The sequence below is a fragment of the Bacillus cereus group sp. BfR-BA-01383 genome, from assembly GCF_022663495.1.
In the GTDB taxonomy this organism is placed as follows: domain Bacteria; phylum Bacillota; class Bacilli; order Bacillales; family Bacillaceae_G; genus Bacillus_A; species Bacillus_A cereus_AU.
Map to the genome: position 1 here is coordinate 76,779 of NZ_JAKUFP010000015.1, position 18,057 is coordinate 94,835.

Here is an 18,057-nt window from a genome sequence, read left to right on the forward strand (position 1 = left end):
CAAGAATTTGTGTTTTTCATTATATGTTTATATTCCTTTATCAAGTTCATAAAGCTTACGATACTTTTCGTTTTCTTTAAGAAGTTGTTCATGACTACCTTGCATCACAATGTGACCACGATCAAGAAATATAACTTCATCTACATGTTCAATTCCTACAAGATGGTGTGTAATCCAAATAACCGTCTTTTCTTCCGTTGCAGAAAACATTGTCTCAATTAAGGACAATTCAGTTTTAGGATCTAAACCGATAGTCGGTTCATCAAGTACAATAATCGGTGCTTCTTGCATAAGCGTTCTAGCAAAAGCAACCCGTTGTCTTTCCCCACCAGAAAACCTCTTTCCCATTTCATGCATTTTTGTTTGTACTCCATCTGGGAGAGAAGTAATATGTGAAGCTAATTGTGCTTTTTCTAAAGCTTTCCATATATCCTCATCATTCGCCTCTGGTTTACCAATTCGCACATTATTTCCAATTGTCGTATCGAACAAATGCGGTTTTTGATTTAATACAGAAATATATTTTGACAACAGATTCGTATGAGCTTGTTCACCATTCAATAAAACTTGACCATTTACCGGACTTAACGCTCCTGCTAACAATTTTAGCAAAGTAGATTTCCCTGTCCCACTTCTCCCTAAAATAGCAATTTTCTTTCCTGCTTTTATTTGCAGTGATACATCTTTTAATACAGACTCATTACTATTCGGGTAATTATACGATACATTATTCAGTTCAATGTCTACATGCTTTGGTGCAATGTAACCTTTGTCTTCAAATAACTCATCTCTATCTTGCAAAACGTGATCATCACTTTCTATACTATTAAGCCGATGAGAAGATTCTACATAAGACGGAATTCGATCAATAGCATCTGATACTGGAATAAGCGCATTTGTGACAGATAACGTCATTAAAACGAAAGCTGCGATAACCGTTGGTGCAATTTGTTCACTAGCCGCTTCATTCCCAGTCCATATTATCATTGAAATAACTACAATACCCACTACTAATTGAATGATACTGTCCCTAATATGATACCAGCGCTTCACTCTCTTTTCCGTTTTTAACAACTGATTATTTCGTTCTACATACTCATTAATAAATTCATCTTTTCTACCGCTTGCCTGCCAATCAGATAATCCAAAGACTGCATCTGTTAGTTGTTGATACAAACGGTTTCTTCCTTGCTTCAAAGCAACATGATGTTGCTTCATCAATAGTAATGATACGAACGGAAGAAGAAAAACGATAACAGCTAACATCCCCCCAGCAATCAGTGCAAACACTACGTCAAAAGCACCGATAACAAGTACAAAGATACTATAAACAACTAATGCTAATATACTAGGAAATATTGTACGTAAATATAGGTTTTGCAAATGCTCTATATCCTCAGATAATACGCCTAACATATCACCTGTTTGAAATCGCGAGCGGAAAAATAACGCCTGTGGTTCTACTATTCTATATAGTTTCGTTCTCATTTTTTCTAATATGCGCAGTACGACATCATGTCCAACTAAACGCTCTATATAATGAAAGACCGCTTGTCCTATACTAAACGCACGTGTTGCAACAATAGGAACATACACAACCATTACATTTTCAGGTCTGAGAGCAGATTTAGAAATTAAATACCCTGAAATGAAAAGTAACATCGCACCTGAACTAACTCCAAGAAGTCCAAGAAAAATAGTCAAAGTCATTCTACCCTTATTTCGCTTTATATAAGGTTTAACCCAGCTACTCATCCCTATCCCCTCTCTTTCCTATGAAAATGTAATGTCTCATTCTCTAACAGTTCTTCATATGTTCCACTTTCTTCAATTTTCCCTTTATTTAAAATTAGAATATAATCCATCTGTTTCATCCAATGCAGACGATGCGTTGCGAGAAATACTAATTTCCCTTTAAACAGATGTAACATCGATTGCTTTATTTCAAATTCAGTTTCAATATCAAGGTGTGCCGTAGGCTCGTCTAATAAAATAATTGGCTTTTTACTTAAAAGTGCACGCGCCATAGCGACACGTTGTTCTTGTCCGCCACTAAGCATACGTCCACCTTCTCCAATTCTTTCGTGCATCCCATTTGGAAGTGATGCAACGAGTGAACGAAGACCTACGTCATTAATAACTTTCTCAAATTCTTCATCAGTTGTATTTGTTTCGTAAAAACAAATATTTTCTTTTAATGAAAGCGGAAAAATATACGGTTGCTGCGGAATATAAGCAATATTTTTTTGCCAATCTTCTCGAATGGATTCATCAATTTCCAAGCCATTTACGATCATCTTCCCACTAGATGGAGCTAAAAACCCTGCCAAAACATCGATTAACGTTGATTTTCCAGCTCCACTTTCACCAATTATTCCAATAGCACCGTTACCTTCCCAAGTAAAGTCAATTCCTTCTAATATAGCCTTTTCAGATTCATCGTTATTTACTTTTATATCTTGTAACTTTATGCTGCTAGAAGAATCCCATGTAATTTCTACATTTGATTCTTTTATTTCCATTGCCTTTTGTTGCTGTAAAATCCCTTCAATTTGCTCCATGGCAAGTTGTCCATCTAATGTAGCATGATAATTCGCTCCAACTTGCTTAATGGGAAGAAAATATTCCGGAGCTAAAATTAATATGGTAAGAGCAGGTAACAATATAATTGTCCCATCTATTAAACGTATCCCTAACCCAACTGCTACAAATGCGATTGATAAACTCGTAAAGAAATCTAATGCAAAAGAAGAAAGAAAAGCAATTCGCAAAGTTCGCATCGTCGCTTTTCTATATCTTTTACTTACTTTTTCAATCTTACCTTCGTGCTGTTTACTTTTCCCTAAATACTTTAATGTTTCTAATCCTTTTAACGTATCTACAAAATGATTAGAAAGCACACGATATGTCTCATATTGACTATCTGCCATTTTTTGCGCTGCTAATCCTAAAAGAATCATAAATATGATCACGATAGGAATCGTTACAACTAAAATGATTCCAGACTCAATATCTAACGTAAAAACATATAGAACAATTAGACACGGAACGATGCTACTTCTAATCATTTTAGGAATTGTCAATTCAATATATGTTTTAAATTTCTCAATCCCTTCAATCGATAAGGTAACCAGATGACCCGTTCCAGCAGTTTGAACATACCTTGGACCTAATGTAAAATATGCTTCTATTAATTGTTTTCTTAGTAACGACCCTGTTTTTTCAGCGAAACGTTCCACTAATATTTGTGATGTTCGAACTAATATTTGACGCGCTACAAACGAGATACCAAAATAAACAATTTCACTTAACACTGTTTGTACTGTCTCTCCATGAAATAAAAATGTAATAGCGCGTGCTAAAAAGATTGTTTGTACAATAATACTTAAAGCTTCTAAAATACTAATAATCGTTAACGCTACATATAAAATACGGCTACCGGGATAAGACGGAAGTCCTCTTTTTCTTTTCATTAGTACTCCAAATCATTGTCTGACTTAACAGGTTGTCTAAATACATAATAACTCCATATTTGACTTCCGATAACGAAAGGTAAAATAGCAATCGCAAAGTAAGTCATAAGTTTTAATGCATAAGCCCCTGATGCTGCATTGTAAATTGTCAAATCATTCATTGCTCCTAAAGAGCTAATCATAACACGTGGAAACATACCGATAAATACACTCGCACTTAGTAAAATGATTGTTAAGCTCGTCATAAAGAAAGCCCAACCATCTCTTCTTCTTTTGTTTAATAGAGTAGACATTAATAATGCTACAAAAGCTCCAATTGGTACCATAATCCATTCTGTTCCATGTGCAGTGAAAATATCAGTTTTCCATAACCCTATACCAGCAAAAATAAGAAGCGTAATTAATGAAAATGGTGCAATTTTTATTGCAGCAATTCGTGCACGTTCTCTCAATTTACCAGTTGTACGTATTGTAAGGAATTGTAATCCGTGAACAATACATAGTAGAAGGAACATTACTCCTCCAAGTAACGCAAATGGATGAAGTAATTGCAGGAATCCCCCTACAACATTTTTACTCTCATCAATAGGTACACCTACCATAAAGTTTGCAATTGCAACTCCCCAAAGGATAGGAGGTAACATACTTCCTATAAACATCCCCCAATCCCATGCACTCTTCCATTTATGATTATCTATTTTCGCACGGAACTTAAAGGAAACACCTCTTAAAATTAAGGCAAGTAGCATAAAGACAAACGGAATATAAAAACCACTAAATAAAGTTGCATACCAGTGCGGAAATGCTGCAAACATAGCGCCACCAGCACAAACTAGCCATACTTCATTCGCATGCCAGAACGGTCCAATTGTATTTAAGTAAACTCGTTTTTCAAAATCATTCTTTCCTAAAAACCTTGAAACCATTCCCACACCAAAATCGAAACCTTCCAGTACGAAGAATCCAACAAATAAGATTGCAATAACTACAAACCATAACTCATTAAGAGATAACATACTCTTCCTCCTTATCAAATGGATCATGGCTTTGGTCATCCTTTTTCGTTTTCTTATTCGTATGTCCCTTAATGATACGAACGAATAAGTAAACACAAATTCCACCCATAATTAAATACATTGATGTGAATGAAATAAGTGAGAATAACACTTCACCGAATGTTACATTTGGTGATACAGCATCTTCTGTTTTCATGACACCAAATACTACCCATGGCTGACGACCCATTTCAGTCATAACCCATCCGACAGTATTGCCGATAAACGGTAGTGAAATTGCATACACCATTAATTTTAAATACCACGTTTTTTCAGCTAAACGATCTTTTCTTGATAAGAACCATCCGTAAGCTCCTAAAAGTAACATGAACGTTCCGCTCATTACCATCGCTCTAAAGCTCCAAAACATTGTATGTACTGGCGGAATATAATCCCCAGGTCCATATTTTTCTTCATATTGTTTTTGAATTTGATTCATACCTTCTACTTGACCGCTAAATTTATCGTATGACAATAGACTTAGCATATAAGGGATTTGAATTTCAAACGAATTTTCTTTCTTCTCTGTATCAATTTTTGCAAATACCGTAAATGGCGCTGGATCCTCACTCGTATTCCATAATGCTTCAGCTGCTGCCATTTTCATCGGATGTGTCTTAATTAAATTTTGCGCTTGTGCATGACCGAAAAATAATACCAATGCTGTTGAAATTGTTCCAACAACGATAGAAACTCGGAAAGACTTCTTAAACACCTCAGTCTCTTGTTGTTTTGTAATTTTCCATGCACTAACACCAGCAATAAAGAATGCACCTGTTGCAAGTGCCGCTGTAATTGTATGCGGGAATTGCACCCATAGTTGTGGATTTTGAATAATCGCTAAGAAATCATTCATCTGTGCGCGACCATCTGCTGCCATTTTATATCCTACAGGTGACTGCATAAATGCATTTGCAGTTAAAATCCAAAACGCTGATAGCATCGTTCCAATTGAAAGAAGCCAAATACATAAAAGGTGAATTTTCTTTGGTAGTTTATCCTCACCGAATACCCATAAACCTAGGAATGTAGACTCAATGAAAAATGCTAATAATCCTTCAATTGCAAGTGACGGACCAAATACATCACCTACGAAACGTGAATATGTTGACCAGTTCATTCCAAACTGAAATTCTTGTAATATACCTGTTACTACACCTACCGCAAAGTTTACTAGGAATATTTGTGTCCAAAACTTCGCCATCTTCTTATACACTTCTTGTCCTTTTACCACATACATCGTTTGCATTAACGCAATAATAAAAGCTAAACCAATGGATAGTGGAACAAAAAGGTAATGAAATATCGTTGTTGATGCGAATTGTATTCGTGCCAATTCGAGCGTTTCCATGCTAACTCACTTCCTTCATAGTTTTTATAATAAAAATTAATTGAGCACTCTTAAAAACTCAATTATTAAGAAATACGAAAAGACAAAAACATCTTTTATGTATTATCGAAAAATGCAAAATTTCAGTTTTTCAAACTATTGCAATGCTATTTTTTACCTTTTCACTATTTCTGTAGTGTTTTGATTCGTTAATCGAATTGTATAATATACTTACATAATAAATTCAGATGATTTTTGACGTATTATTGACATCATTTTGTCTGAAATATGTCTTTTGGTATTTTTTTGAATTAGATTTTTTATATTATTAAAATGTATTTTTCGAATGTGAAACTTGCTTTCATTTCAATAAAAGTACTGTTTTTCTCTTTATACACTTGACTTTTCTTCAAAAAAATGCCCTTGTAAACAACTAGAAAAAACGCTTAGGTTTTGTCAAGAGAAAAATGTATTTTAAAAATTCAATCCTATCATTTTGTTATTCAAAAATAGAAAATAACTCCCTTCTCTCCAAACTAAAAATTCATTTTTTTGTCACTTTTTCAAACTAAATAAATACACAAAAAAACACCGAGAATCCATTCGATTCTCGGTGTTTTCAAATTATTTCGCTGTATGTTTTCTAACAGCTGGTAAAATTTCAGTAGCAATTAATTCGATGTTTTTCTCAATTTTGTCAAATGGTACACCGCCGAAATCAATTTGTGCCATAAAACGTTGTTGTCCAAATAATTCATATTGATAAAGCATTTTTTCAATAATTTGCTGCGGGCTACCAATCATTAACGCATCACAGTAATCTAGCGCATTTGTAAATTGTTGCTTCGGATATCCGCCTCCACGTAACGCAATCATTCCAGCATTAATATGAGGATAATATTCACTTAGCGCATCCTGTGAATTTTCTACTGTATAAAATAAACTCGTTGTAGCAATCGGTAAATTTGCTGGATCAAACCCACTTTGCGCAGCCGCCTCACGATAAGCATCTACTGACACTTTAAAATTAATAGCTGGTCCGCCAAGTGTTGTTATCATCATCGGAACACCTGCGCGCCCCGCTTTTATTGCACTAGCTGGTGGACCACCAACCGCACGCCAAATTGGTAAGTTATTATTTTTAGCTCTTGGAATAATCGAAGCGTGTTCAAGTGGTGCTCTAAACTGCCCATTCCATGTTACGCTCTCTTCTTTATTAATTTTCAATAAAAGATCCATCTTTTCTTCAAATAGCTCTTCATAATCATTTACATCGTAACCAAGTAAACTATATCCTCCAATGCGAGAACCACGACCAGCTACGATTTCAGCACGACCATTAGAAATTAAATCAATAGTCGCAAAATCCTCATATACTCGAACTGGATCTGATGTACTTAAGATTGTTGCAGAACTCGCAATTTTAATATTTTTCGTCGCTTGTGCAACGGCCCCTAAAATAACTGTATGGGCTTGCGTTGTAAAATGAGTTTGATGACTTTCACCAACCGCAAATACATCAAGTCCAGCTGTATCAGCTAGCTTAGCTGTTTCAATAAGCTCACGAATTCGCTCCCCTCCGCTTAATTGTTTCCCATTATGCGGATTTAAAATATGATCCCCAATTGAATATAAGCCGAACTCAATTCCTTTACTTGTATCCATACGGTATTTCTCCATAGTTGCTCTCTCCTTTAATCCAGTGGTATTAGTTTCTCTTCTATCTCTTGTCTTCTCTCTTCTAGAAACGGTGGTAAATCTAGCGCTTTTCCTAATTCTTCAACTGCTGAGTCTACTGTAAACCCTGGCCCATCAGTCGCAATTTCAAATAAAATTCCATTTGATTCACGGAAATATAAACTTTTAAAATAAAAACGATCAATAACTCCTGTTGTCTCAAAACCTCTATCTTTCACTGCTTCATTCCAATAGTTTAGTTCTTCATCATTTTTCACACGAATTGCTAAATGATGAATACTTCCCTTTCCAGGTCTCTCTCTTTCTCCCTCTTTCTCTTTCACTAAAATTTCTCCGAAAGACTGACCTAGAACGGATTGATATAGTCCTTCATTATCAGAGCGAGATACTTCTTTATAACCGAACAATTCAGTTAATGTTTTTGATAATTTTTTTAAGCTTCTTACTGTCATTTCAACTGTACCCATCCCTAAAATCCGATTCTCTTGCTTTACAGAAGATGCATCCCATGCTGTCCAATAGTCTGGAACTTCTTCTCCGTTATTGTTTAATAATACTAAACGGAGACCGTCTGGATCTTCAAAATGCAGCGCGTCTCGTCCTGCATATGTTGTAAGTTCTCCATGTGTCACCCCGAATGACTCAAAACGTTTTTTCCAGAATGCAAGACTCTCTAGTGAAGATACAAGTAATCCTATTTGTGTTATCGCATTCGTACCTCGAATCGTTCTGCCAACGTTCGGCATTTCAAAAAATGATAATTCAGTTCCTGCACTACCTGTTAAATCTCCATAAAATAAATGATACATAAATGGATTATCTTGATTGACCGTCTTTTTCACTCGTCGTAGACCTAAAACAACTCGATAAAAATTATTATTTGTTTCCGCATTTTTTGTCACCATAGAAATGTGGTGGTGTCCTGGAATTGTATACATAAAACTTCCTCCTCTTCATCACTTGATTAGTCAATTGATTCTGTAAAAAAAATTACTCATGCGGTAATTCTTTTTTTTCACTATGCTTGTGAACTCTTGTCATCAACTCATATAGTATTTTCTGCTCTTCTTCATTTAATACATCATCAAAAAATGATGATTGGAATGCAAGTTGCTCTGGTAATGCTCTTTCTAACGCGGCTTCCCCTTGCTCTGTAAGACTAATTGTTTTCGTTTTCCAATCTTGTTTTCGTATAATATAGCCTTCTTTTTCAAGGCGTGTTAACATTCGAGAAATACCGCCTTGTGTAACAGTAACCTTTTCAGCTAACTCCATTTGTGTTAGTGGCTGATATGTCCGTATTTGCAAAAGTACATCAAATTGAGCTGTTGTTAAATCAAAACGTTTTAAAAACTCATTTGACATCTGATTACTTTGGTTCGTAAATCGTATTAAACGTAACCATATTAATGATCCTATCGTATTATCACGCATGTTTTGTCACTTCCTAGCGTTAATCTTACTTTCACTTTACTACGCAAGTGATAGTAATGCAAGTGATAATTACATTTTTTTATACAACTCAATTTACTTAAACTTGAAACAATAAGTTATATCGAAATGCATCACTCGTGTAGTGTCAAGTCTACTTGCCGTTCTCTACATCTCCATACAAAAAAGGATTAAGTCCCAATGCCTAATCCTTATCATGCATTTATTTTTTTCCAAAACGGTATGTTTGAAATTCACACCATCTAACCTAATATTTTTTGCCGTACCGTCATTTCATTCAAGCTTACCGTTTTCATGTAAAACTTGTATAAGTTTGCATAAAAGACCCTTGTCTACACAAATCGGGCTTTTATGGGCAGCTCTCGACTCCCACCTAACTTCTTTGCTTCAGCCTAGAGGTGGGAGTCGAGAGCTGCCTACAAATAGCGGGATAAATATGAGTATCTTAAAGTTTCAAATAAGAAAAAATTCAAATAATATGATAAAATTAAACAAAACACTCGTATAAAGGTGGACAGAACATGCATATTTCTAAACAATTTATAAAACCGTTTCCTGCATATGAAGAAGTATTTTATGATAATTTGGAACTGCATAAAAAACACTTTTTACCCATTTGCTCTATAAACTTACAATGTATTGAACCGGAATGGGACGAATGGTTACATATTGTGTCAGCAAAGGAAATTCACGAAGGATGCGTTGGTGATTTCACCCAATCATTTCACACAAATTATACGAAAGCAGATACAATATGCTTCGATGTCATTGATGGGAAATATAAATTCGAAGCAAATTGGAATTACTTTGAAATTGAACAAAATCATTCTGATATTATAGAAAAAGCCTACGAGTTTAATGAAAAAAACTATAATATCCGTAAAGAATATTTCAATCGCAATCAAAAAATTTATCCTTATTCTAGTTTTGGAAAAGAATTTACATCTGTAGAAGTATTAGAACAAGAGTTTACTGAAAAACAAACAAATGGCTGGGGATTAAATTATCCCGAGGTAAATGGGTTCCTAAATGATATACGTTTTATGACAGAAGAAGGCAAAGAATTATTAGAAGACTGCGTTAACGAAGACGAAATTTTTGACTATACTAATCTTCTATATGTGCCAAAAGATGAATATGGTCATCCCTTTACATATGTTGGATTTGTCACAGGATATTATTTTCAAGCTTATGGTGCAGATCATGTATACTTATTCTTCAATAAAGAATTAAGAAAAGCAGTAATTTGTTTTGAGTATACATAAGATAATTAAAAAAAATCTATCTCAGCGTCAACTTCAGCAATTAGATTCTTATTCGATTATTGAAGACTTTATTAGTGATGGAAAAGGAATAGCCTTTTTACCGATTAGAAATGAACAATTAGTAACAATTGAAGATGTTCCAATAGAGAAATTAGCTGTTCATTTTTTTACAAATGGAAACTTTATAAAACATATCCCTGTTGAACTATTTGGTTAATATAATGACTTTGTTTACAAACTATCAAATTACATACGCCTGATGTCTTTTTCAAATAAAAATCCCTCCTTAACGAATCGAAAAGAGGGATTTTCATATTATTTGCATTATATTTTTCACACGTTCTGCTCCACTCCAGTACTTTTCTCTTTCTTACTTCTTTTAAAATTCTTCAACTTCTTAATCGTTCCAACTAACCCTTTCGGAAAAACTAGTAACACAATAATATACAATAAACCTAAAATAATCGTCCATCTTTCAAAAATCGGATACTCTGTCGCTAGCTCTGATAAATAATATTTAAGTGATTCAATAATCCCAGCTCCAGCAATGGCTCCAATTAACGTTCCAACTCCCCCAATCATTGTCATCAATAATGCGTTTAGCGTCATTTCAATTGAAAATACAGTCGTATTTACAAAACGTAATGTGATAACAAATAAACCACCACTGATTGTTGCTACTACTCCTGCCACTACACTTGCGATTATTTTATAATGAAGAACTTTATATCCTAGTGCTTCAACACGTTGTTCATTTTGTGAGATTGCCTTTAATACTTTTCCAATAGAAGATTTTGTGAAAAGGCGTAACAAAATGAAAATCGTAATTAGACATATGAATGTTATATAATAAAATGTAAAACGATCACGGAATACATCTGGTACACCAAAGGTAAATCCATCTCCTCCGTGGGTAAGCCCACGCCATTTTTCAGCAAGTACGAAAAATAACTGTGAAATAGCAAGTGTTAACATTGCATAAAAATGACTTTTCAATCGCAAAGAAAGCAAACCAATTATATAACTAACGATTGCCGAAACGATGACTGCAGCGACTATACCTATAAAAAAGTTCGTTATTGATACTCCTTGCCGATCAAATAAAAGTGCTACCCCATATGCTCCTATTCCAAAGAACATACAGTGACCGAACGATACAATTCCTGTATATCCAAGCAATACATCAAAACTCATTGCAAAAATAGCAAAGATGAAAATTTGAGTGAATAAAATTAACAAGCTCCGTGAATCATTTACGAATGGAAATACACTTAAACAAATGAGCATAAATACTCCGAAGTATACTTTAATTCGGTTCGATGTGCTGTTCACCATTTCACCCCTTTTCACCAACAAGTCCAGTTGGCTTCACTATTAAGAAAAATAGTAACATCAACATATTAATTGCAAGTGATAAATCTGGTATGAAATAGGCTGTAAACGCACCGGCTAATCCAACAATTAAAGAAGCGATAGCTGAACCTTGTACGCTTCCTAACCCGCCAATTATTACTACAATAAAAGCTAAAATTGCATATTGCATACCCATTTCCGCGAAAATAACGCCTGAATATGGTGCAAGTAGAAATCCACCTAATGCTGCCATTCCCGCTCCTAATAGAAAAACGAAAGAAAATATTGCTTTTACATTAATACCGAGCGCTTGAACCATCTCTTTATCCATTACACCAGCACGGATCATAAGACCTATCTTTGTTTTTTTGAGTAATAATAGTAATGCAATGTAAATGAGTATCCCGATTACAATAACGAACAGACGATATTTAATTAATATAACGCCTCCGAATGTAAAACTTCCTTGTAGCCATAAAGGTAATTTTGCACTAATTGGATTGGGTCCCCAAAATATCTTGATACATTCACTTAGAACGAGCATTCCTCCGAGCGTAACGAGTAGTTGCCGAACATGATTTCCATACACAGGCCTGATAAGAAATCTTTCTAAAATAAAACCAAGCAACATTCCCATAGCTACTGCTCCAACTAACGCTAATAAATAACTACCTGTCATATTAAATAACCAAACGCCTGTAAAAGCTCCCCATGCAAATAAACCACCATGTGCAAAGTTCAATACACTCATTAATCCGAAAATAAGTGACAGACCTGATGCTAATAAAAATATAAGCATCCCTGTCGAAACACCATTTACAAATAAGTTAATTAACACATCCACGTTCTATCCCCCCGTATCAATGTTAAGAAATTCCTAAATACTTTTGACATGTTTCCTTATCCTCGCGTAATTCATTCATGAAACCGTTATGCACAATTTTCCCATTATCCATAATGTAAAAATAATCCCCAATTTGACTAGCCATCATAAAGTTTTGTTCGACAAGTAAAACTGTTGTTTTTTCTTTCATCTTCAAAATGGCTACCATTAATTTCTCTACCATAATCGGGGCCAGCCCTTTGCTCGGTTCATCAATTAATAATAATCCATCACTATTAATAAACGCTCTTGAAATGGCCAACATTTGCTTTTGTCCTCCGCTCAAAAGCCCACTTTTTTTATTCCAAAACTCCTTTAAATCTGGAAATAGTTCGAGCATCCAATCTATTTTTTCTTCCGCTTCTTCCCCTTTACCCCTAGCAAGAGCAAATGTTTCTTCTACTGTCAAATCATGAAAAATACCTTGGTTTTCTGGTACATATCCTATTCCTTTTCTTGAAATTAAATGTGTAGATAATCCATTTACTTGTGCACTATCATAATAAATTTCACCATCTGCAATCCGGTGAAACCCCATAACCGAGCGTAATGTCGTAGTCTTCCCAGCTCCGTTTCTCCCAAACAGTACAGTAATCGTCCCTTTCTCAACAGTGAGGGATACCCCTTGTAAAATATGAAACTGATCTAAATACGTCTCTATGTTATTCACTTGTAATAGTGCCACTGTATAGTCCCCCTAAATAAGCACTTTGTACACGCTCATCTTTCATAATTTCTTCAGGCAAACCTTCAGCCAATAACTCTCCATGAAATAAAACAATAAGATGATCTGATAAATCGATTACCATATCCATTTTGTGTTCGATAAGTACGATTGTGCTCTCTGGATGCTTTTTAATATTTTCAATCACTTGTAAAATAGCAGGTACTTCCTCAACTGATATACCTGCTGTCGGCTCATCAAGTAGTAACACATCCGTTTTTAAAGCTAATAACATCGCAAGCTCTAGTTTTCTTTTTTCCCCATGTGCTAAATCTTTCGCTAATACATTCTCTTTCTCGTGAAGTAATACTGTTTTTAAGAAACGTCTCGCCTCTCCAACTTGTTGCTTAAACTTTGCCGAACTCGGAAAAAAACTATAGTAATCTTGTACGAATGATTGAACACTTAAACGGACATTTTCAAGTACCGTTAACTCCGGAAATATATTTGTAAGCTGAAAAGAACGACCGATTCCTAAGCGTGTTCGATCTGAAATCGATAGGTTTGTAATATCTTGGCCTTTAAAATACACTTCACCTTTCGTTGGAGAAATTTGTCCACTTAGTAAATTAAATAATGTCGTCTTTCCTGCCCCATTCGGTCCAATAATTGAAATGAGTTTTCCTTTTTGTACGGTTAAATTAACCTCTTTAATAACATGATGCTCACCAAAAGATACACAAAGATTTTTCGTCTCTAGCAAATTGGTCACGAAATCCCTCCCACTAAAAACCATTTTATGAAAGAAATAAGTATAAAGAGGGTATCCCCTCTTTATACAAAACAACAGAAAATTCAGTTTATTTATTCTGAACTGGTGGCTCTGTCTCTTTCATTGTTAATTCTCTCTCTAAAACAGGAACTGGATAATCAACACCATCTTGCTTTTTCAGCGTAATAGAATATAGTGTTTGTAACGCTTGATGATCCTTTTCTCTAAACTTCATTTTTCCTTTCGGTGTATCAAATTCCATCCCTTCCATTTTCTTAATAAGCGTATCTACATCTGTATCGCCATTCGTTTTCTTTAGTCCTTCAACAATAGAAATTGCTGCTGACATTCCTCCTGCTGTAAACAAATCTGGCACCGCACCATTAAATCGTTTTTTATGTTCTTCAACTAACCAATCATTCACCTTATTTTTAGGAAGCGTGTGATAATAAACAGAAAAACCTTGCATTCCTACTAATGCATCCATCGTTTTTAATGCTGGTATATCTGGTGCGCCAGTAGAAATCTTAATACCTTGCGCTTCTACATTCATATCTTTCAATTGTTTCCAAGGTGAATTTGCTCCTGCCCAAACGATAAATAAATAATCTGGTTTTGAGCTAATGATATTTTGAATATTTGCAGTGAAATCAGTTGAATTTGTATCTGCGTATTGCTCGTTTACAATATTCGCACCTAATTTCTTCGCTCCAGCTTTAAATGCTGCAATTCCTTCACGACCGAAAGCATTATCTGGAGCAAACGTCGCAATCTTCACATCTTTTTTAGCAATTGAGGCAGCCCCAGCAATCGCATCTTGCGAAGAGTTTCTTCCTGTTCTAAAAATATATTTATTCCAGTTCTTCCCTGTAATACTATCAGCAACTGCTGGTTCTACCACCATAATTTTTTCATATTCCTCTGCTAGTGGTAAAACTGCTAGCGTATCACTTGAACTAGATGATCCGACTAAGAAATCTACTTTCTCTTCTTCTAATAACTTTGTAGCCTTCTTTACTGCTACATCTGCTTTCGTTTCTGTATCTTCTACAACAAACTTAATCTTCTTTCCGTCTACTTTTCCTGTTCCACCAGTTGCATAGTCTAACCCTAATTCAAACCCGTTCACTGTTTGTTTTCCATATGATTCTAATGGACCTGTTAATGAAGCAAGAACCCCTACCTTAATTGTTTTTTCATCCTCAGTACTTGTTTTCTTTCCTGAACATGCTGCTGTTACTAATAATGAGCCTAAAACACAACCAGTAACCATCGTTTTTAGCCATTTACGTTTTTTCATCGACATTGTGATCCTCCCCATACTTTACTTTCTGATAGAATCAAACACGCCAAATTCCCCTGTCCGTAATCATGACTTTTAAACTGTACAATTGGTAATGGAAAACTCTTGTAGTAATCTCTACATTCGGCACAAATCTATAATCACCTTCCTATTAAATGGAAACGGACATACAATCCATATATATTCCGTTGTTCAAATGAAATTACTGTTTCATTACAGGAATCATCACGAAAAAAGCTGCAAATAATTAACTTAAGTTAATTATTTGCAGCCTACCTAAAAAGTACTTAATTATTTTCTACTTTCTCTAATCCTTCAACCAATAGTTTCTTATCTAACCCTTCCCCTATTACTACCAAGTTTGTCGGGAAACCAAAGTCTTGTTCCAATAAAGTTGGTACCCCAAACGAATATTGGAATAAATGAGGGTATTTATCTCCATGGAATTTCACAAAACCTTTCACACGATAAATACTATCTGGTAAATTCGAAAGCCATTCATATAATTTGTCTTGATCAATCGATTTTGTAAATTGATACGTCATTGTTTGTATATGTAAATGCTGTTTGACATGTAGTGTCTCGTGTTCTCCATCACTTACAAATTTAGCTTCTTCAATATCATTTAAAGATATATTACAATACTTTGTTTCAAACAATTTTGCATGATTATTTATTGCTTTCACATCTTCAAGTACTTTGTTTTTATCTTCTTCTGTTAGTAAATCTGATTTATTAATTAAAATGTGGCTACCAAACTTCATTTGTTCATGCAACAATTGCTGAACGTTTGCGCTTAATACACTTCGATTTAACCACCTTACTGCATCTAAAACGACTACAATAGATTTCACTTCAAGGAAAGGTGCTAATATAGGTGATACGCATGCATCTAACACTTCAATCGGATGCGCGACACCTGTTGTTTCTATGTAAATTACATCTGGTTTTTCTTGTTGATATAAAGAATGTAATTGAATTTCAAGTTCCTCTTTTAACGTACAACAAATACATCCTTTTAAAAGTTCTCTTAACACGTTTTCTTTACCAATAATATCTGTATCGACTGAGTATTCACCAATTTCATTCATTAATACTGCAACTTTTCGATTCTTCTGCTTTTCTGCTAATAATAAATTTTGCAGTAATGTTGATTTTCCGCTACCTAAAAAGCCACCTAATATGTGAATTTCTACTTTATTCATTTGACCGACCATCCATTTCTCTACTTCAAATTTCTTCAAAGCGTAATAATTACGATTTATATCTATCATTTTATTAAAAGAATAGTGATTTGTAAATATATCTTCATTGTTCATTAACTTCATGAGCAACTCTAACTCCAGACTCAATCGCTCCTTGCATCCATCCATGTGTCAATGTCGTATGCTCACCTGCAAAATGCACTTTTCCAGCTGGCGGCGTAATATAAGGAAATATCTCTAGCTCTTGGCCTGGCTCAAAAGCTGTAAATGCTCCGCAAGAATACGGATTCTTACTCCAGCTAAAAGATGCCCCTGTAACAAACTCGCTATAGACCACATTCCCATATATTTGCGCTAAATTTTTCAATGCATAACGAATACGCTCTCTATGCGAGAGACTATCCCACGTTAACGCTTCATCTGCCCACGTATAACTTGCTATAACGATAGCTGCCCCTGGTGACTGAATGCCATAGCTCGGATAATATGTAAAACGTATCGGTAAATCCGTAATAGATTTCCCACCACACTGCCTCGATCTTTCCCAAAATCTACTTTTGAACTCTATCGCAATTTTAGTTGCTGCAATATAATTTAATTCACGAATTGCCCGTCTTTTATAATAAGAGAATAAATGATACGGCTGGACTTCTACAAATCGCAAAGCTGAAAATGGAATTGTAATAATAGCAATATCACCCGTTACTATAGATTGCTCTAACGTTTTTTCATGATTCACTTGCATCATTACCTGGTTATCTTCTTGAATTATTTTCTCTACTTTATATGACATGAAAATATTATCCTTTAGCTGCGGTAAAAATGAATTTGGTAATGCGTCTATCCCGCCAGTTATCTCATAATATTTCGTCGTGGAAGTGAAAAAGATCATTTCTCGTAATACTTCAATTAAAGACATTCCCATGTATGCTTCCATATCAAGAAGTACTCCAATCATATCTATTGCTCCATCTGAATAATACTCGGTTAAAAATGATCCGAGCGAATATGCTTTATACTTTTTTTCAACAATAATCCAGTTTTTATTAGGATCTTTCTTAATATAATTAAGTATCGGTTCTAATACCTCTAACATTAATTCTTCTGCCGTTTTCCCTCTTTCTTTATCTAAAACTGGATATCCAAGTACACTTGGATCCTTTTCAAACACATCCAATCTCGTTCTTTTATTATTCGTATAAATTATATCTGAAGAAGTTTTATTAATAAAAAGGTTTAACGGTAGTTTAAATTTACGAATGTAGGCTAAAGTTAAATGATGAGTATCCGGAATACGCATAGGACCTGCGTTAAAATACAATCCTGCGCTAAATGGTTCACGAATCGTATACACCCTGCCACCTATTCTGTTATTTGCTTCTATAATCGTTATTTTATGACCCGCTTCTTTTAGTAAAGATGCTGCGACTAAACCAGAAATCCCTGCACCAGCAATAATGATTTGTTTTGGCTTATTCGTTTTTAAGAGCCCCACATTAATAATATGAAGCATGTTTTCCATCGTTAACGGCTTCAGCATGTCCTTTTCCCCTTTTGTAAAGGATTTTACTGAATTATATTCAGTTAACTTGATTCCTATGTTT

Annotated in this window: 15 protein-coding genes and 1 pseudogene; 2 read left to right on the top strand and 14 right to left on the bottom strand. The window is 34.8% G+C overall.

Features of this window, described 5'->3' with window-relative positions; genetic code table 11:
* Nucleotides 1-27: 27 nt before the first annotated feature.
* From cydC to MR065_RS15665, 7 genes are all read right to left on the bottom strand, one after another.
* The gene (gene cydC, locus MR065_RS15635) at nt 28-1,755 is read right to left on the bottom strand and encodes a thiol reductant ABC exporter subunit CydC (RefSeq protein WP_242214294.1); all 1,728 of its coding nucleotides are present in this window, start codon (nt 1,753-1,755) and stop codon (nt 28-30) included.
* A gap of 2 nt (nt 1,756-1,757) precedes the next feature.
* Nucleotides 1,758-3,473, bottom strand: a complete 1,716-nt coding sequence (gene cydD / locus MR065_RS15640) for a thiol reductant ABC exporter subunit CydD (protein ID WP_242214295.1) — start codon at nt 3,471-3,473, stop codon at nt 1,758-1,760.
* Nucleotides 3,473-4,489, bottom strand: coding sequence for a cytochrome d ubiquinol oxidase subunit II (gene cydB / locus MR065_RS15645; protein WP_000950093.1), 1,017 nt, complete (start codon nt 4,487-4,489; stop codon nt 3,473-3,475). The genes cydD and cydB overlap by 1 nt, the downstream gene beginning before the upstream one ends.
* Entirely contained in the window at nt 4,476-5,879 is a 1,404-nt protein-coding gene (gene cydA / locus MR065_RS15650; RefSeq protein WP_242214296.1) for a cytochrome ubiquinol oxidase subunit I, read from the bottom strand. Before cydA ends, cydB begins: the two co-directional genes overlap by 14 nt.
* A 603-nt stretch (nt 5,880-6,482) precedes the next feature.
* Entirely contained in the window at nt 6,483-7,538 is a 1,056-nt protein-coding gene (locus tag MR065_RS15655) for an LLM class flavin-dependent oxidoreductase (protein WP_242214297.1), read from the bottom strand.
* Nucleotides 7,539-7,552: 14 nt separating this feature from the next.
* Nucleotides 7,553-8,494 carry a ring-cleaving dioxygenase gene (locus MR065_RS15660; protein ID WP_242214298.1) on the bottom strand — a complete coding sequence of 314 codons (942 nt, stop codon included), beginning with the start codon at nt 8,492-8,494 and terminating at the stop codon, nt 7,553-7,555.
* Nucleotides 8,495-8,546: 52 nt separating this feature from the next.
* Nucleotides 8,547-8,990 carry a MarR family winged helix-turn-helix transcriptional regulator gene (locus MR065_RS15665; RefSeq protein WP_097904375.1) on the bottom strand — a complete coding sequence of 148 codons (444 nt, stop codon included), beginning with the start codon at nt 8,988-8,990 and terminating at the stop codon, nt 8,547-8,549.
* A 539-nt stretch (nt 8,991-9,529) separates the two neighbouring features.
* Here MR065_RS15665 and MR065_RS15670 point away from each other — a divergent pair.
* Both MR065_RS15670 and MR065_RS15675 read left to right on the top strand, forming a co-directional pair.
* Nucleotides 9,530-10,273, top strand: a complete 744-nt coding sequence (locus tag MR065_RS15670; protein ID WP_242214299.1) for a siderophore biosynthesis protein — start codon at nt 9,530-9,532, stop codon at nt 10,271-10,273.
* A gap of 10 nt (nt 10,274-10,283) precedes the next feature.
* Nucleotides 10,284-10,490: pseudogene (locus MR065_RS15675) on the top strand (LysR family transcriptional regulator); the annotation flags it as partial.
* A 116-nt stretch (nt 10,491-10,606) separates the two neighbouring features.
* Here the strand turns inward: MR065_RS15675 and MR065_RS15680 are convergent.
* The 7 genes from MR065_RS15680 to MR065_RS15710 all read right to left on the bottom strand — a co-directional run bounded on the left by MR065_RS15680 (nt 10,607) and on the right by MR065_RS15710 (nt 17,993).
* Entirely contained in the window at nt 10,607-11,560 is a 954-nt protein-coding gene (locus MR065_RS15680; protein WP_242214317.1) for a branched-chain amino acid ABC transporter permease, read from the bottom strand.
* Between the two features lie 49 nt (nt 11,561-11,609).
* Entirely contained in the window at nt 11,610-12,470 is an 861-nt protein-coding gene (locus tag MR065_RS15685; RefSeq protein ID WP_097904379.1) for a branched-chain amino acid ABC transporter permease, read from the bottom strand.
* Nucleotides 12,471-12,492: 22 nt separating this feature from the next.
* Nucleotides 12,493-13,194 carry an ABC transporter ATP-binding protein gene (locus tag MR065_RS15690; RefSeq protein WP_242214300.1) on the bottom strand — a complete coding sequence of 234 codons (702 nt, stop codon included), beginning with the start codon at nt 13,192-13,194 and terminating at the stop codon, nt 12,493-12,495.
* A complete protein-coding gene (locus MR065_RS15695) occupies nt 13,172-13,945 on the bottom strand; it encodes an ABC transporter ATP-binding protein (RefSeq protein ID WP_242214301.1) in 774 nt (257 codons plus the stop codon). The genes MR065_RS15690 and MR065_RS15695 overlap by 23 nt, the downstream gene beginning before the upstream one ends.
* Before the next feature lie 88 nt (nt 13,946-14,033).
* Nucleotides 14,034-15,251, bottom strand: a complete 1,218-nt coding sequence (locus MR065_RS15700) for a substrate-binding domain-containing protein (RefSeq protein ID WP_242214302.1) — start codon at nt 15,249-15,251, stop codon at nt 14,034-14,036.
* A 284-nt stretch (nt 15,252-15,535) separates the two neighbouring features.
* Nucleotides 15,536-16,453: a CobW family GTP-binding protein gene (locus tag MR065_RS15705; protein ID WP_242214318.1), complete on the bottom strand. Its 918-nt coding sequence runs from the start codon at nt 16,451-16,453 to the stop codon at nt 15,536-15,538.
* A gap of 103 nt (nt 16,454-16,556) precedes the next feature.
* Entirely contained in the window at nt 16,557-17,993 is a 1,437-nt protein-coding gene (locus MR065_RS15710) for a flavin monoamine oxidase family protein (protein ID WP_242214303.1), read from the bottom strand.
* Nucleotides 17,994-18,057 lie beyond the last annotated feature (64 nt).

Excerpts from the sequence above, each read along its gene's own strand:
- MR065_RS15680 (WP_242214317.1), bottom strand. The coding sequence starts at position 11,560 with ATGCTCATTTGTTTAAGTGTATTTCCATTCGTAAATGATTCACGGAGC.
- MR065_RS15655 (WP_242214297.1), bottom strand. The coding sequence starts at position 7,538 with ATGGAGAAATACCGTATGGATACAAGTAAAGGAATTGAGTTCGGCTTA.
- cydA (WP_242214296.1), bottom strand. The coding sequence starts at position 5,879 with ATGGAAACGCTCGAATTGGCACGAATACAATTCGCATCAACAACGATA.
- MR065_RS15670 (WP_242214299.1), top strand. The coding sequence starts at position 9,530 with ATGCATATTTCTAAACAATTTATAAAACCGTTTCCTGCATATGAAGAA.
- cydD (WP_242214295.1), bottom strand. The coding sequence starts at position 3,473 with ATGAAAAGAAAAAGAGGACTTCCGTCTTATCCCGGTAGCCGTATTTTA.
- MR065_RS15700 (WP_242214302.1), bottom strand. The coding sequence starts at position 15,251 with ATGTCGATGAAAAAACGTAAATGGCTAAAAACGATGGTTACTGGTTGT.
- MR065_RS15705 (WP_242214318.1), bottom strand. The coding sequence starts at position 16,453 with ATGAATAAAGTAGAAATTCACATATTAGGTGGCTTTTTAGGTAGCGGA.
- cydB (WP_000950093.1), bottom strand. The coding sequence starts at position 4,489 with ATGTTATCTCTTAATGAGTTATGGTTTGTAGTTATTGCAATCTTATTT.
- MR065_RS15665 (WP_097904375.1), bottom strand. The coding sequence starts at position 8,990 with ATGCGTGATAATACGATAGGATCATTAATATGGTTACGTTTAATACGA.
- cydC (WP_242214294.1), bottom strand. The coding sequence starts at position 1,755 with ATGAGTAGCTGGGTTAAACCTTATATAAAGCGAAATAAGGGTAGAATG.
- MR065_RS15660 (WP_242214298.1), bottom strand. The coding sequence starts at position 8,494 with ATGTATACAATTCCAGGACACCACCACATTTCTATGGTGACAAAAAAT.
- MR065_RS15710 (WP_242214303.1), bottom strand. The coding sequence starts at position 17,993 with ATGCTGAAGCCGTTAACGATGGAAAACATGCTTCATATTATTAATGTG.